16 protein-coding genes are annotated in these 14,213 nt (G+C 60.4%); all 16 read right to left on the reverse strand.

Annotated elements, in window-relative coordinates; all coding sequences use genetic code 11:
* Nucleotides 1-3,342 carry a phage tail protein gene (locus GQE98_RS09645; RefSeq protein WP_161315434.1) on the reverse strand — a complete coding sequence of 1,114 codons (3,342 nt, stop codon included), beginning with the start codon at nt 3,340-3,342 and terminating at the stop codon, nt 1-3.
* Complete coding sequence (locus GQE98_RS09650; protein WP_161315435.1) at nt 3,342-3,755, reverse strand: NlpC/P60 family protein; 414 nt, start codon at nt 3,753-3,755, stop codon at nt 3,342-3,344. The genes GQE98_RS09645 and GQE98_RS09650 overlap by 1 nt, the downstream gene beginning before the upstream one ends.
* Complete coding sequence (locus tag GQE98_RS09655; protein WP_161315436.1) at nt 3,748-4,593, reverse strand: DUF2163 domain-containing protein; 846 nt, start codon at nt 4,591-4,593, stop codon at nt 3,748-3,750. The genes GQE98_RS09650 and GQE98_RS09655 overlap by 8 nt, the downstream gene beginning before the upstream one ends.
* Nucleotides 4,590-5,198, reverse strand: coding sequence for a DUF2460 domain-containing protein (locus tag GQE98_RS09660; RefSeq protein WP_161315437.1), 609 nt, complete (start codon nt 5,196-5,198; stop codon nt 4,590-4,592). Before GQE98_RS09660 ends, GQE98_RS09655 begins: the two co-directional genes overlap by 4 nt.
* A gap of 3 nt (nt 5,199-5,201) precedes the next feature.
* Entirely contained in the window at nt 5,202-5,945 is a 744-nt protein-coding gene (locus GQE98_RS09665; RefSeq protein WP_161315438.1) for a hypothetical protein, read from the reverse strand.
* Nucleotides 5,935-6,243, reverse strand: a complete 309-nt coding sequence (locus GQE98_RS09670; RefSeq protein ID WP_161315439.1) for a hypothetical protein — start codon at nt 6,241-6,243, stop codon at nt 5,935-5,937. Before GQE98_RS09670 ends, GQE98_RS09665 begins: the two co-directional genes overlap by 11 nt.
* A 53-nt stretch (nt 6,244-6,296) precedes the next feature.
* Nucleotides 6,297-6,689, reverse strand: a complete 393-nt coding sequence (locus tag GQE98_RS09675) for a hypothetical protein (protein WP_161315440.1) — start codon at nt 6,687-6,689, stop codon at nt 6,297-6,299.
* Nucleotides 6,690-6,699: 10 nt separating this feature from the next.
* Nucleotides 6,700-7,605 (reverse strand): phage tail tube protein, encoded by a 906-nt coding sequence (locus GQE98_RS09680; protein WP_161315441.1) that lies wholly within the window; start codon nt 7,603-7,605, stop codon nt 6,700-6,702.
* 12 nt (nt 7,606-7,617) lie between these two features.
* Entirely contained in the window at nt 7,618-8,007 is a 390-nt protein-coding gene (locus GQE98_RS09685; protein ID WP_161315442.1) for a phage tail terminator-like protein, read from the reverse strand.
* Nucleotides 8,004-8,363 (reverse strand): hypothetical protein, encoded by a 360-nt coding sequence (locus GQE98_RS09690; RefSeq protein WP_161315443.1) that lies wholly within the window; start codon nt 8,361-8,363, stop codon nt 8,004-8,006. The genes GQE98_RS09685 and GQE98_RS09690 overlap by 4 nt, the downstream gene beginning before the upstream one ends.
* A 2-nt stretch (nt 8,364-8,365) precedes the next feature.
* Entirely contained in the window at nt 8,366-8,836 is a 471-nt protein-coding gene (locus GQE98_RS09695) for a DnaT-like ssDNA-binding protein (protein WP_161315444.1), read from the reverse strand.
* Nucleotides 8,837-8,904: 68 nt separating this feature from the next.
* Entirely contained in the window at nt 8,905-10,176 is a 1,272-nt protein-coding gene (locus GQE98_RS09700) for a major capsid protein (RefSeq protein WP_161315445.1), read from the reverse strand.
* Nucleotides 10,116-10,820 (reverse strand): hypothetical protein, encoded by a 705-nt coding sequence (locus GQE98_RS09705; RefSeq protein WP_161315446.1) that lies wholly within the window; start codon nt 10,818-10,820, stop codon nt 10,116-10,118. The genes GQE98_RS09700 and GQE98_RS09705 overlap by 61 nt, the downstream gene beginning before the upstream one ends.
* A 66-nt stretch (nt 10,821-10,886) precedes the next feature.
* Entirely contained in the window at nt 10,887-12,209 is a 1,323-nt protein-coding gene (locus GQE98_RS09710; RefSeq protein WP_161315447.1) for a DUF4055 domain-containing protein, read from the reverse strand.
* The gene (gene terL, locus GQE98_RS09715) at nt 12,206-13,546 is read right to left on the reverse strand and encodes a phage terminase large subunit (RefSeq protein WP_202526215.1); all 1,341 of its coding nucleotides are present in this window, start codon (nt 13,544-13,546) and stop codon (nt 12,206-12,208) included. Before terL ends, GQE98_RS09710 begins: the two co-directional genes overlap by 4 nt.
* On the reverse strand, nt 13,539-13,940 hold the full coding sequence (locus tag GQE98_RS09720; RefSeq protein WP_161315449.1) for a terminase small subunit-like protein: 402 nt from the start codon (nt 13,938-13,940) through the stop codon (nt 13,539-13,541). The genes terL and GQE98_RS09720 overlap by 8 nt, the downstream gene beginning before the upstream one ends.
* Nucleotides 13,941-14,213: the final 273 nt, after the last annotated feature.

A 14,213-nucleotide genomic window follows, 5' to 3' on the forward strand; every position in this document is an offset into this window, starting at 1 on the left:
CTAGATAATCTCCGTTGCCGGAAAACCCCGGCCTATGGTTTCAGAAAGTTGATAAAGGGTAAGGGAAAGCTCCGGCACCGCGACTTCGGAAGCACCGAAATCCGCGTTGAAGTCGGCCAGCTCATAGGTATATTCCGTGACGTCATACACGAATTTGGAGACACTCTCCCCGTCATAGGTAAAGACCAGCTCATACCGCTCCGACGCTTCGGAGAGCGGGACGCCGCCGCTCAAACTGCCGCCGCCGATCCGCGTACGCCGCTGCCAACTCAAGGAGAGGTCCCCGCCGTCACGCTCTCCCGTAATATGGACCGGTGCGTAAGGTTTGAGGTCATTGCCGGTCAGGGCCTTGATGGTTGGCGAAACCTCCTCAATCAGGCGGCCCGCCCCCACCGCTTTCCAGCGGCGCGGCATATCGATTGTATTGATCGCGGCAAAGCCACCCCCGATATCGCCGGAGCGCAGCAGGATCGCCCGCTCCCCCACCTTGTGCGAGCCGGTCGCCCCTTCCGTGCCGCGGCGACCGCGCAGAAGGGTCGAGAGGCGATAACTGCCATCCGCATTCTCCGACACATTAGCGAACTGGATAATCTCCTCGCCGACAAGCAGGGCATTCCCGCCGTTCAACAATGCGGATGAGGTAATGCTTTCGAGTTCGTCCCCGCCGCTCACAAAGCGGATATCGAGGCTGTTGGTTTCATCCGTCTGAAACGGCGCCGTCGTATCACCAAGGGCAGTTAGCGTCACGCCCCAGACAGCCTCGTTGCTGATTGCGCCCTCCACCTGATAGCTGTCCTCATCGAAGGCGGAATAGAGGGTGCCGCCGGTCCAGCCGGACTGATAGCCATCCATGGCGAAATAGAAGCGGCTTCCGTTCCCCGCCGTCGCGTCCTGGTCCCTGAGCAACGGCAGATCGAGGAGGAACAACTCCGCATAGCTTCCCTTGCGGATCAGCACCTGTTCATAGCCCGAACCCGCATCGCCAACTTCCGCCGCGTCATAGCTCAAGGGGGAAAGGGTCACGGCCTCGGTCTCAATCGTCATATCCGCGCCGAAATGGGACTGCATCAGCCGGGCGCTGCTGGTCGCTCCGTTGATCTCAAGGCTCAGCACATCGGCCGGGTCGAGCGCAAGGTATTTCAGCGGCAGCGACGCGCTCACCGTCTGTCGCTCGGCCCAGGCGGAATAGAGCGTTTTCGCCGCCGCCTGCCGCGCGAGATCAGCGGTCAGCGCCATCGGCAGATCCCGCGCGATCTGGTTGCGCCCGAACATGGTGGCGACGGGACGGAAGGCGCGCTTCTCCGACTGGGTGCCGATCTGGTAGCCCGCATCGGACGCAAGATAGGAGAGCGATATCTTCTCCGGCAGTTCGCTTTCCTGCAACCGGCGCATGGCGGGCGGCGCGATCATCTCCTTATCCGTGATGGTCACGCCGCTGTCGGCCTGATTGCGGGGGATGAATTTCAGCATATCGCCGCTCTCCACCGCATCGAAAAAGGCATAGTCGCTGAGCGGGGTCAGCGCCTCGGCAATCGACATCGGGCGGCTCACCAGATAGCCCGGTATGCTGCCCGAAAGGGCGGAGACATCGACATCCTCATCCGTCAGACGCCCACGCGCACAGAGGTCACTGACGATATCGGCAAGCTCGGCCCCCGCCCCGCTCGCGCGGCGCAAGAAAAGCCTTTTCACCCCGAAGGAACTGTTGAAAACGAACAGGCTGTCCGTCGCCGCGTCATAGACGCCATTGACGGACGCACTAACCCCATCGAACTCATAAAGATCGACCCGCTCCAGCTCTTCGAGCGTCTCGGCGCTCAAATACACTGCATAGCGCCCGGCGCTGATAAAGACGATCTCGCTGCCGTTATGCGTATGGACAAGGGAGAGGCTGCCGCTCAAATCGCTTACATCGCGACTGGCGGTGATTTCATGGGTACGCGTCGACCATTTGAAAATACGGTAATCATTCTGGAACAAAAGCTCATCGCTCGCGGGCAGATAGGCAACCAGCCGGGTGATATTGTTGGTTTCGCTCCCCGTCCCGCCCAGTGGCGTGAGATCGGCGGTGGCGATGGTAAAAATCTCACTCTCGACGGAATAGTCCGTGCCCGAAACACCCGGGCTTCCGAAAACCGACACGCGGACGATCTCAAGGTCGCTGAACACCGGGCCGGTCGCCCAGCCGGACAGGACGACCCAGGCCGCCTCATCCGCATCCGTTACCGCACCTGTGCAACCGCGTGCGGTTGTTGTTATGGTATCGACCACCTCCAGCGCCTCATCGAAGATCACCACCTGATAGCTCTGCTGCGATCCGGCGACCTGGAACTGCGCGCCGTTAAGCGGGTTGATGATATCGGTCGAATGGGTGATGGCACCCACGCCACTCGGTAGATCGGCGCTGTCGTTGAGTTGCATTGTCTCGCCGTTCACGTGATGGATTTGCCGCCCGGCGAGCAGGGCCGCGCCCGTCCCGATCCAGAAATTGCCCTTGCGATCCCGCGAAAACCCGATCGCCGCATCGGGAAGGCGCGGAAAGTCCGTCTCCACCTCGGCTGTCGCGAGTTCCTCCAGCGTCAGGGCATCGATCTTGCGGACCATATCGACACCGCCCACCACCTCATAGCTGTAGACAAGGCCCCGCTCCGCGTCATAGGCAAAGCTGCCCGCATCGACGGAGGCAATTTCACTATCCGTGACCGGATAGGCGCCGACGCCCTCAGTGGTGACCAGCACTTCGATATTCGGGATGCGATTGCCGAAAGAGGAAAGCGACAGATCATCAAACACCAGATAACAAAGCCCGCGATAGGCGGGCGTGTTGTCCTCCCCTTCCGCCGCCTCGATAACACTGTCGGGGAGTTGGTCCTCATCACCGGGGTAGAAGCGGAACCGCACGTCGGAGGCGATCACGTCCCCCTCCGCGCCCGCATCATAGATGACCTCCCCATCGGCCCAGATTTTAAGGAGGTTCGATACCTCTCCCTCGCAGATAGCAACGGCGAAACTGGTGTAATAATTGTAACCGGTTACCTGGTATGAGCCGCCCGCGCCGCCCTTGCCGCCGCCGCTGCTGCTGGTCACAGCCTCACTTCTAAGCTCGCCCGCCCAGATAATATTCCCGGCGAGGCGCATGGTGCCATAAAGACGCGGGATCGCCGCGCCATAGCTTGCACCCGTGACATTGAGATCGGTGAGCCGCGTGGCGGAGGATGAATTGCCTTCTTCAGGGAAGAGAACGCGGCCCAACGTCGTACCGAGGAGCCAACCAGCCCCGGCGCCGACACCGGTTACGGCGCCAATACCGGCGCCTGCGAGTCCAAGTGCCAAAGTCGCCATTAATGAACCTCCGGAAATGAGAAAACCACGAAGGGCGCGCCGTACGGGAGCAGTGCTTCCTCGATCACCTGCCTTCTCCGGGCATGGGCATGGATGACCGTCGGCACTCCATCGCGTTCGCTTAAAAACCCGACATGGATAGGAAAGGCGCTTTCCTTAAAAACACCGATATTTCCTATTCTCCAGTCAGTTACTGGTTTTAACTCAAGTTGTTTGTGAAGATAGCGTAGAAGCGCCCGGCCATCCTGCCGCCGCGTATATCCGGTCACATCCTCCGGTTCCAGCCCGAGAGTGCGCGCCACCAGAACGACCAGCCCGACGCAATCGACGCCCGCCTGGCTGCGCCCCTGATGTCGCCAGGGCGTGCCGATCCAGCGGCGTGCCTCGGTGATAATGTCATCGCGCTCATGCATCGCCGGTCTCCAGCAGGGCATCGGTGCCCGGAATATGCGGAAAGCCGCGGAAATTGAGATGGTTCGAATAGGTGTCGCGGCAGGTCGCATAGCGCTTGTCGCAGCCGGGAAAGAAGGAGACCTCATCTCCCGCCTGAACCTCATACGGCATTTCCAGATAAAGGGTCAGCGTCTTGCCCGATTGCGTCCAGTCACGGATTTCGCAAGAGCGCCCGACGTTCGCACCGCTGGTAAAGGTCAGCACCCCGCCATTCAGCACATCATCCGCACCGTTATAGTCGGTGAGCGTGAACAGGTCGCGCGAAGTGACGCTCGCCACCACATCGGTTTGCGTGATCGCCTCCACATCCACACCGCAGCGGCTATCGCCGAGGTCCGCGCCGCAGAGGGGGGAATAAACCTCCCCCACCTCATAGAGAAGTGCCTGGGCAAGGCCGCGTAGCTCTGCCGTGAAGGCCCCGTCCTGCGCTGAAACCTCCCCGATCCAGCCGCGCCGGAGCGGAATGGTGCCTTGGGAAAGATCCTGCCAGTTGACCATGAAAATCCGCACCTCGGCGAAGTCATAGAGTCCGGCGAAAAGATCCTCTTCGCGGATGACATCGCTGGTGAGATTGCCAATGATATCAAGGTTATCGACGCTGAAGCTGCTACTATTGGCGATGGCCGAGCGGGAATAGCCGCTCGCCGCCAGATAGGTGTCGCCGTCAATCACCAGATCCTCATCGAAATCGGTGAAGAACATTTCCGTCCCGTCCTGCCGGGTCAGCGCCCAGCAGGTCGCGAGTGTGGTCACCTCCCCGGCGATATGGCTGTTCAGGGCCGCACTGAGAGACTTCATATCCGTATCTCCACCAGTTTAACGCTCTGCCAGTGATGGATGTCCGGCCCCGGAATGGCGGCCTGCATCAAGTCCGTATCGAAGCGGACCGGCACGTCGAACTCACAAGCCACCGCGATATCCGCGTCCGTCACGGGCGCAACATCGAAGGTAAGGATGCCGGTCGTTTCATCCACGCTCCAGCCACTGGCCAGCGGTGTGCCATCGACGGACACCTCCACTGTATCGGCGACGATCTTCTTCAGCTCCCGGTCATAGGGCGGGGCAAGTTCATCATCGTCGATATAGCGCTTGAAAATCTGGAACTCGGTGGTGCTGTTATCCCCGGTGCCGATGGATTGCTCGGCAAGCTCGAAATCCGAGAAATCCTTGAGGCGAAAGCCATAGGCCCGCCCGCGCCGGGCGTGAAAGAAATTGAGGACGGTGGTCCAGTCCTCTCCCCGGCTCGGGCTGATATCGAAGCTATATTCGCGCCGCGCCTGCGCCCAGTTGATATTGCGCTGCTCAAACCCGGAGTTCAGTATCTGCACCGTGGTCGAAAAGCGGGGCCCGCCCACTGCGCCATAGGAGATGCGGGTCGGGAATCTGACGTCATGAAAGCTCATGGTTTAACCGTTCCTTCTAAGGCTGCGTTGTGCCTGACGAAGCGCTTCGCCCTGGATTTGCGTCTGGCTGAGGCGGAAACTCGCCGCATCGGGCGTCGAGATATTGAACGCCATATTGATGACGGGTGCCGCTGTGGCATTATTCGCTTGCCGCTGCTGCGCCGGGGTTTCGATCGTCACCCGCTCCCCCCGCGTCAGACGGAGGGGCACAAGATTCTGGTCCACCCCTGTCGCGCCGCCGACGGTGAACTGCCCGCCGGTCGAAAAGCCGGGGATCAGGCTGGTGAGCGATGAACCGCCACCGCCGCCGAAAAACGCACCCGCAAGTTCGGTGAGCAACCCGCCCGATCCGCCAAGGCTCTGACCCGCCGTCGAGGTAAAGGTCTTTGTGCCGAGGCGAATGAGGTCGGCTTCCAGCCCTTGCAGGACCGTCTTGAAATCCTTGCCCGACAGGAGCAGTTTCTCGAACGCGCCCTCGAACGCGGTGCCGATACCCGCCGCGACCTTGCCCGAAATCTCCGCGAAATCAGTCATTTCCTCCTTCGCGGTTTGTAGGCCGGCGTTCAGATCATCAACGAAACCGCCCGTCCCGCTTGAGCTGGCAAGCCCGTTTTGCAAGCCGGAAAACTGCTGCGTCAGGCGCGCGGCTTCTTTTTCTGCCTTGCGGGTCTTGTCGCCGAGCGTGTCGAGATTTCTGAGCAACCCGTCCAGCCCGCCGAGGGCGGTGAAATCACTGTTATTTGCCATTTTCCAAATCCTTTTTATGCATCGCTGCTTTCCGCTGCCAGAGCGCGAAGAGATCGAGGAGGAGCGCGATCTCAAATCCCGTGGGGTGAAGGCCGAAGCGCGCCTCGATATCCTCCGCAATTGCTGCTGGGCGCGGCAGAACCCCCGCCGCATGGAGGGGCAAAAGCGCCATAAACCAGCTCCATACATGAGCAAGGCAGGAAGGCGGCGGTGCGGGCGTTTCTGTCTCCGCAATCTTCCGGCCCGTTACTTTGGCAAGCTGCTGATGAGCCGCCGCTCGGGTGATACCGGGGCCCACCTCCTCTGCCAGATGAAACTGATGCGCCGCCCAGTCCTTCAGCCGGGCGGCGGTCAGGGCAAAAAATTGGCCCGGTCCTCCACGAAGGCGGCGACCTGCTCCCGTATCCAGAGATGTTCCCGATAGAGTTTTATGACATTCGCGGGCGTGGTGTCGTAGGTGACGCCATCGAACTCGATATTCTCAAAACGCTGCGTGATCGCGGCGAGCCGTTCAATCAACCGCTCCTCCAACTCCGCCGCGGTCAGTTCCAATTTCCGTTCCGCAATCTGCCGGTCAATCTGCGCGCGGAGACATTTGCGGTAAGTCTCCGCATCCTCGCCCTGCAGCCAGATAACGGCCGGAAGCGTTTCTCCCGTTTTCGGATGACGGAGGGTGAGCGGCGCGCCCGCCTCCGACCGGACCTTCAGATCGAAGGCCGCGACATCAAATACATTCTTTGGCATATTACACCTCTTAAGCGGCTGTCCGGGTGATCTTGAGATTGGTCGCCTCATCGCTGTCATAGAGCGCGGTGAAGGGGAGCGAGAGGGTGATTGGCCCCGCGCCCAGCGTCGGGTTCTCCGCCCCGGTGTAGACGATCCGCGGGAGGACGAATTTCAGGCTGCCGCCGTCCCCGCTGCAGGTCAGGATGAGGCTGCTCTCGGTGCGGGCGGCAAATTTGTTCAGCAGCGCCGCGTCCTCGAAATAGGTGGTGATCTCCCCGGTAATACGCGATTGCCCGGCGAGGAGGCTGCTTGCCTCATCCTCCCCAATGACGAAGGCCTGCTCCAGGGCGTTATCGATATTCAGATCCAGCCCGACAACAATACCGATGCTGCTGCCCCCCTCTTCCAGCGAGCCGGAGAAACTGTCCATCGGGTCATTAGCGGCGGCGGCCGTCGGGCTGCCATCCACGGAAGAGGAACTGATCGCGGAGGATTTGCCGATCACGCCGAACGTGCCGGTGATTAGCCGGTCGGGCCGGACGTTGAGGCGCAGGCGGTCGATCACGCAGCCGGTCAACAACTGATACTGCCCGATGTCGGCGAAGGCCCGCTCAAAAGTGAAGCTCGGCTGGCTCGCCCCCGCCTTTAACACATCCGATGACCAGCTTGACTGCATCACAGTGGCGAGCAGGTCATCAAACGCGCCATAGGAAAGTTCCGTCTCGATCGTGCCGGAGACGGTCTTCTGCCCGTGTAGCAGATGAGCGATCTGCCGGTCGCTCCTGATTTCCGCGCTTTCCAGTGTCGTCTTGGAGAGGCCGAGGCTACAAGCCGTATGGCGGATCGCCGTCATGTCCGGGGAGGACGGCGTCGTGCCGAAGGTTTCTTCGGCGATATAACTCAGCCCGTGCCGGGCTCCGGTGGCAAAAGTCATGGATTTCGCTCCTTAAAAATAGCTGCGCCAGGAAATGCTGAGCGGCAGGGCGACTTTCTTGAGATTTCCCTCATTGGCACCGAGGGACGCCCCATCGAGATACACATCGAGGCTGTCGAAGGTCAGCACCCGGCCCTTGTCAAAATGGGCACGAAGGGCATCGATGCGGCTCTGGGCGGCAGTCATGTCGGCGTCATGCACGGTGATGCGATACTCGCCCGTATGCAGCTCCACCGCGCTAACGCCTAAGAAAATTCCCTCCGCCGGGGCGGGCAGGAACTGAACTTCCAGATAGGCCGTGCCGTGGGCGGGGTAATAAGGCGCGCCCGGAAAGGCCACATCGTCAGACTCATAAGCCTGAAGCCGCGCATCCAGCGCCGCCTGAATTTTGCGATAGCTCATTGATAGCTCACCTCGTAAAGAATGCTCGCGCCGGTATCGACGGCAACCGCCTGCAGCAGGGTGAAAGTCGAAGAGCCGATAATCAGGTCGTCATCCGCTTTCGGTGTCACGTCCTCGCATTCGATCAGCGCGTGATGGAGCGTGGGGTTTATTGGCGTGCCCACCGCATTTGCGGTGTCGGAGAGGGATTTCTCCGTCCTCACCAGTCGGATGGTGGTGTCGGTTGTTGTCTCACTCGCGCCGCTGCCGGGCTCATACGCGCCTTGGGTCTTCTGACGGAGTGTGGCGCTCACGGCCACCTCGCCGATGGTATCGAAAAGATCGCGCACCATCTGCCGGATCATGTCATGACGCATGGCTATCCCCTCACCATCTGGCTGTCCTGGGCGCGCGCTCCGATCTGTTGCAGCAGGCGAAAGACGAAGCTCATGCGCTTTCTGCCTTCCTCATACGTCATCTCAATGGGGCCGATTTTCTGCCGTGTTATCTGCCGGTCATCGAGGCCGTTGGGATCGCGGAGAAAAATATCCGCAAGCTCCAACGTCGCGGTGCGAAGCGCATGAGGGATGCCGGTCATGGCCCGCCCGTCGCGGTCATAGGCGCCACTTCGCGGCCATTTCAGGCCCTGATCCCAATCAAGGACCCTGCCGGGATAGAGATAGCTGTCGATATGCAGGGCCGCCCGGATCAGGGCAAGTTCGCGCTGGCCGTCCGTGGCGCTGGTCCAGTCATCATTGGCAAGCGCAGTGAAATGACTGTCCGCCTCGTCAAGGGACACGTAACTCGTCGCCCCGGTCACGCCGCTGCCGGTTTCGGTTATCAAGGTCATGGATTTTTTCCTGCTAGATCAGAAAAGAAAAAGGGAGCGGCGATGTTTCGCACCGCTCCCCACTCCGGTCAGCCAGCGAGACGGACCGCCAGCTCGGGCCGGACCAGCGCGACACCCCAGAGAATGTCGAACTCCCAGACGACCTGCTTGTACTGTCGCGCCACCTCAAGGCGGAGCGAGATGCCAGTCATCGGATCGGTCATCGACAGGATCTGGCTGCCAAGTCCCATGTCCTGCGTGCTATGGGCCAGCGGACGGTTGGCGAAGGCAAAGGCGTCACGGTTGAACACCAGGTTGACCACATGATCATCGACGAAGGTCATTGCCGCGTTATCCGACGGCGCGGAACTAATCGCCGGGGCGATGGTCAGGGTCGATTCCGTGCCCAACAGGTCCGTTGCGGCCTGCACCACATATTGCTGCGTATCGCCATCTATGGTGAAGATATCCCCGACGGCGGGCTTGGTCGTAAAACCATCGGCGATGAGCGTCGTGCCTGCCTGCGATCCGCCTTTCACCAGCGGCGTTCCCTCCGCCCCGGTGACATGGGTGGCAACATGATCATCGCTGTACCAGTCGATGCCATATTTGCGGCCGATCTCGCCTTCGATCTTGGCGGAGCTGCTGCCCGCTCGGTCCGCATCGGCGAAGGCCGCAAGATCAAGCGCGTTGGATTCCGCATCGAAATCAAGCACGCCATAGCGGTACTCTTTCGGGGCCTTTTGCTCCAGCAGCAGCTTTCTGGCTGCCGTCGCATCGCTCGCATCCGACGCAAAGGGTGTCGTGCCCGCCGTGCCGACCAGACCATAGATGCCGGTATATTTCGCATGGATCGACTGGTTGACCGCATTGGCAAGCGCACGAATAGCCGCGCTTGCCTGCACGGGCATGAAATTCTCCCGCGCCTCGACCTCCATCATTTCCTTGTCGGTGAGATAGAAATCCGCCTTCTTCCAGTTGTTAAGCTCGATCTGCACCTTCTCAAGCGTTGAACTGGTCGGTGTCGGCGGGGTGGTGCCGGGCGTCACGTCATCCGCCGTCAGGTCGGACGGCAGGATCACATCGATGGTGTCGCCCTTCTCAGCCGCATCGGCACTGAAATCGCCATTCACGAGGCGGGGCATCACGGTCTGTTCGCGCAGGGCCATCAGGCCGCGCGCAAGGATCTTCGGCATGGCGGCCGAGATATCATTTGCCATTGTCATATCTCCAGATTGGGAATTTGAAATATAGATGGGGCCCATCCCGGACCCGTGCCGCCTCTCGCGGACTTGGTTCACTACATCGAGACCGATACCTTCCCGGCGGCGATATCCTCGATCCGGGCGTTGAGCGCCCATTGGTTCTGTCCGTTGATGGTCGCGAGATTGACGGGAACCCCGCTCGGGTCCATGCCGCTTCCCTTGCTGCCGGTCGGGTTGAAGGCGCGGGCAAAGACGGGGGAGCTGCGCATTTCCGCTACCAGATCCTCAACAGTCAGGGGCACCCCTTCCGCCTTCTCGCGGAGGGAGCCGTCGGTATCAATAATTCGAAGGGATGGCGCCCCCTCCTCCTCAACCAAAGTGACGGCGGCGCGGATATGGGGCATCAGAAGCTCGACGCTCCCGCCGGCTTTGAGCAGGGCTTCTGTTGCATGGGTCGTGATCAGGAAGTCGGCATTTCGCTCTTTCAGTCGGGCGATTTCCTCATCCTTCTCCGCCAGGATCGCGTCGAACTGTTCGGTAAATTCCGCAGTAAGCGCCTTCTGCTTATTCGCCCATGCAGTCTCCGGATCACGGCCGAGCGTCTGCCAGGCCTTCAGTTCCTTCTCGAAATTTTGCGCATTGCCGCGCTCCTTCTCCAGCGCCGAGAGCAGCCCGGAGACATCCAGCTTCTCTGCCAGATGAGGGTCGAGGGTGAACCCCTCCTCCCCCGGTTGGTAAAGGCTGCGATAGGCTTCCGGCACCTCGTTCAGGTCGGTTACGTCATTGGGAAAGTCAAACATGGAAAACCTCAATAAAAAAGCCCCGAAACGGGGCCCTGCAAATTAAAAGATCAAATCGTGTCGGCGCTAGTCGGCGGCGGCGTTCGCCTGTAAGCTGTCGCCAAGAAGCCCGCGCGCCTTTGCCTCGCGGATCAGTTCCTCCCCGCTTACATCGCCAAGGCGGCGCGCCTCCAGCAGGAAGTCAAGATCGCGCTCGCTCGCCTGCGCCGCGCCAGATTTCGCCGCAACTGCAATGCTGCCGGTGAGCGGCATCTCCATCCAGGAGGCGAACAACGACAGCAGGGTGTTGAGGCTATCCTCCAGATTCATCGCCATGGCCGACAGCGGCGAGAGCGCATCGGCGGCATCCAGCGCGCGGCCGGTTGCCGTCTCCCGTTCCTTCGGGGTTTCAAACTGCAACCCGAACAGCAGCATGGCTTTTTCCAGCGCTTCCAGCTCCTTCGCGCCTGCCTCCAGCGCCGCGCCGGAGCTTTCGACATAGTAATATTTGCCCTCGCTCTCGCTGGTGGTCAACACCTTGTTGGGGCCAACCTCGATCGGGCCGTCAATCTCCGGGTTGTAGCCGGAGGCCGCGAGGATCGGGAAGGACGCGACATTGAGCGCGTTGCGCTGATCGGAGCGGATCTGGTAATGCTCCAAATTCAAAAAGGCGAGATCCTCAAGCGGCGGCTCGGCCTGCAAAAATCCTGTCCGCGCGGTATATAGCGTGACGAGCGGAATACGGCCCAAGGTATTCTCCCCGGCGTCCGACTCCTGCCAGACGCCTTTTTTATCCATACGGTAAAGACGCCAGTGATCCGGCTCGATCACGCGGATCTGCTCCTCCTCCCGCTCCTCATAGCCGTGATAGCGCAGCGCCTTCTCGCGGATGCGGATCTGCGTGAGCACCTTGTCGCCGCCCCGGACATCCCACTGTGCGGCAATCAGTTGATCTGCCCGGACATGCACCGCATAGGGCCGCGCGCCCTGCTCCCGCTCCTCGGCGAGCGACTGGCCGTCCACCGCCGCTGGAAAATCCACCAGCACATGCGAGAGACCGAAGACCAGCGCATCCTCGAACCAGTCGCGGGCAAAGACATTGAGGCCGCGCCCCACCAGATCGATATTGCGCAAAATGCTGACCATCTCCTCCGGCATATCGTCGGAAAGGATCAACGGTTCGGCAAAGATGCGGCCGACCAGGCGGCTCACCGTACGGCGGAAATGATTGCGCAGCACGGTCCGGCTCGCCCGCTCCGTATAGATGGCGCTGTTCTCCGCCGGATGGCGCGGCAGATAGCGCGTACCCGCCGCCCGCATGGCCAGCGTCCCGCCCATCAGCGCCTTCGGCAGCGCCCAGCGCGCGGCCATCGCATCATACAGCTGGGAGGATGTGGAAGGATCGTTCATGAATACATATCCCGTTGTGATTTCTGTGAAACTTGGGTCAGCGCGTGAAACGCCTCGCAGACCGCATCGACCTGATCGTCATGGCGGCCGGTGGGGAAATTCTCAAGCTCAGCAAGAAAATCCGCATTCCACGACCCCTCGACCAACTTTACATTGCCCGCCTCGGCCTGCGACGAGAACGGCATGGCGCGGACAATCTTGCTGCCCGTTACGGGCTGGCTTTTTACCCGGAAGCCCGCGAGCAGACGAACCAGCGCCTGAACTTGCGCCTTGCCGGCCTGTCCCGGGTCCTGCGGAAGTGCGATTTCCGCCTCCCGCCCGTCACTCATCGCGAGATTGCGGATGGCGCGTTCGACTTCGTTTGGCGAGCCCCGCAGCCGTTCAACATGCTCGACATAAAAGACCCCGCCCGCATCGCGCGCAAGCCGTGCCCCGACCGTCCAGTCCGGAGACGCACCCGGTTCCATATGGCTTGCCGCCAGGTCCCAGCCCCGCACCCGGCGGGCCGACACCGGAGCCGCCTCGACAACCGGAAACCAGCTACGGCGAAAATAGGCGCCGGCCGCAGGGCGGATTTTCCAGTTCCCTTTCAGCAGCCTTTCCCGATCGACAGTCGAGAGCGCCGCAAGGTTAGCCCGATAACCCGGGTCCCGTTCCATCAGCACCCGGTTATCCTCTATCGAGGCCGCGATAAAGGTCACGGATTTGGCGATCTGCCCGGGATGCGCTGCCTCCAGCGCGCATTTGTCTTCGCCCCAGATCAGGCTGTCTTCATCGCGGACGAACCAGCGCAAGACTCCAGAGCGGCTGGAAATCGGATAGCCGGTTTCCGGATCGATCCACCAACGGATAAAATCGGCGACCCAGCTATCCGCATCCGGATTACAGGTTGCCCGCACATAAGGCCGCGCCCGCCCGGTGGAGCGGTTGCGGCTCAACAGATAGAAGAACTGGGTTTCAGTAAAATGGGTTAGCTCGTCAAAGCCGATAAAGACCAGTTCCGATCCCTGCCAGTCATATTTGTTCTTTTCATGCTCCAGATGGCCGAAGCTGATCGAGGCGCCGCTCGGGAACTTCCAGCTGAGCTCGCTCTCCTTCGCCTGACCGCCGAGGGTGCCATAAAGCGCGGCGGAGGCGTCCCAGAGACCGCCCTCATTCCGCACCTGTTTCGAGGTGCGGCGGAAGATCACCGCCTTGAATTCTCCCCGCACCGCATGACGGAGGGGCTCCATCAACAGGGCGAAGCTCTTGCCGCCACCGGCCGCGCCGCCATAGATGGCGATATCGGCGGAAGTGCCAAGAAACATCTCCTGCGGGCCGGGCTGCGGTTTAATCACGGCCATTTTCCGGCAGGTACAGACGAGGCACAGGGAAGCTACGCTTGCCCTTGTCATTGGCCGCGCCGTCCCCATATTGCGCCGGCGCAAAATGCGCCATCAGCCATTTGCGCGTATCGATCCGCAGCTTGGAACGAGCGATATTTTCCTTTGGTTCTGTTTGCGCCGCATTGTCATTGGCGCTATCGGCAATCTCCAGAATTTCCCCGGCGAAGACATCAGCAACGAAGCGTCGCACGGTTTCCTCCTCCTTCTTCTGGAAGACCGATCCCAAGAGGGCCACAATGTCATTGATCCGCCCCACCTGCTTGATTTCCTCCAGCAGCGGCAGGGCGACATTGCGGCGCCAGATCTTGTTATGCAGGGCAGATTTTAACAGCTCGATAGTTGTCATACCGGAAGCCTCAATTCTTAACTGAACATTATTAATTTCTATCTTTAGGTGTTTATCTCGCCAGATATCACCCCGCCCAAATAATATTTCAGGCCGAAGGAAATATTCTTACGGGAGTTTCCCGTTAGGGGTCAGGGAAAATTTTCGTTGTTTTAATTGGTTATTTTTCCAAAAAGAAAGGCCCAGTGAAATACTTTGATTTCGCTGGACCCAATTTCCGACTATGACTATCAGTATAGTTTAATATTCCCCACCTGTCAACTGTATTCTATT

Origin of the sequence: Sneathiella litorea, assembly GCF_009882915.1 — a bacterium.
Taxonomy (GTDB): Bacteria; Pseudomonadota; Alphaproteobacteria; order Sneathiellales; family Sneathiellaceae; genus Sneathiella; species Sneathiella litorea.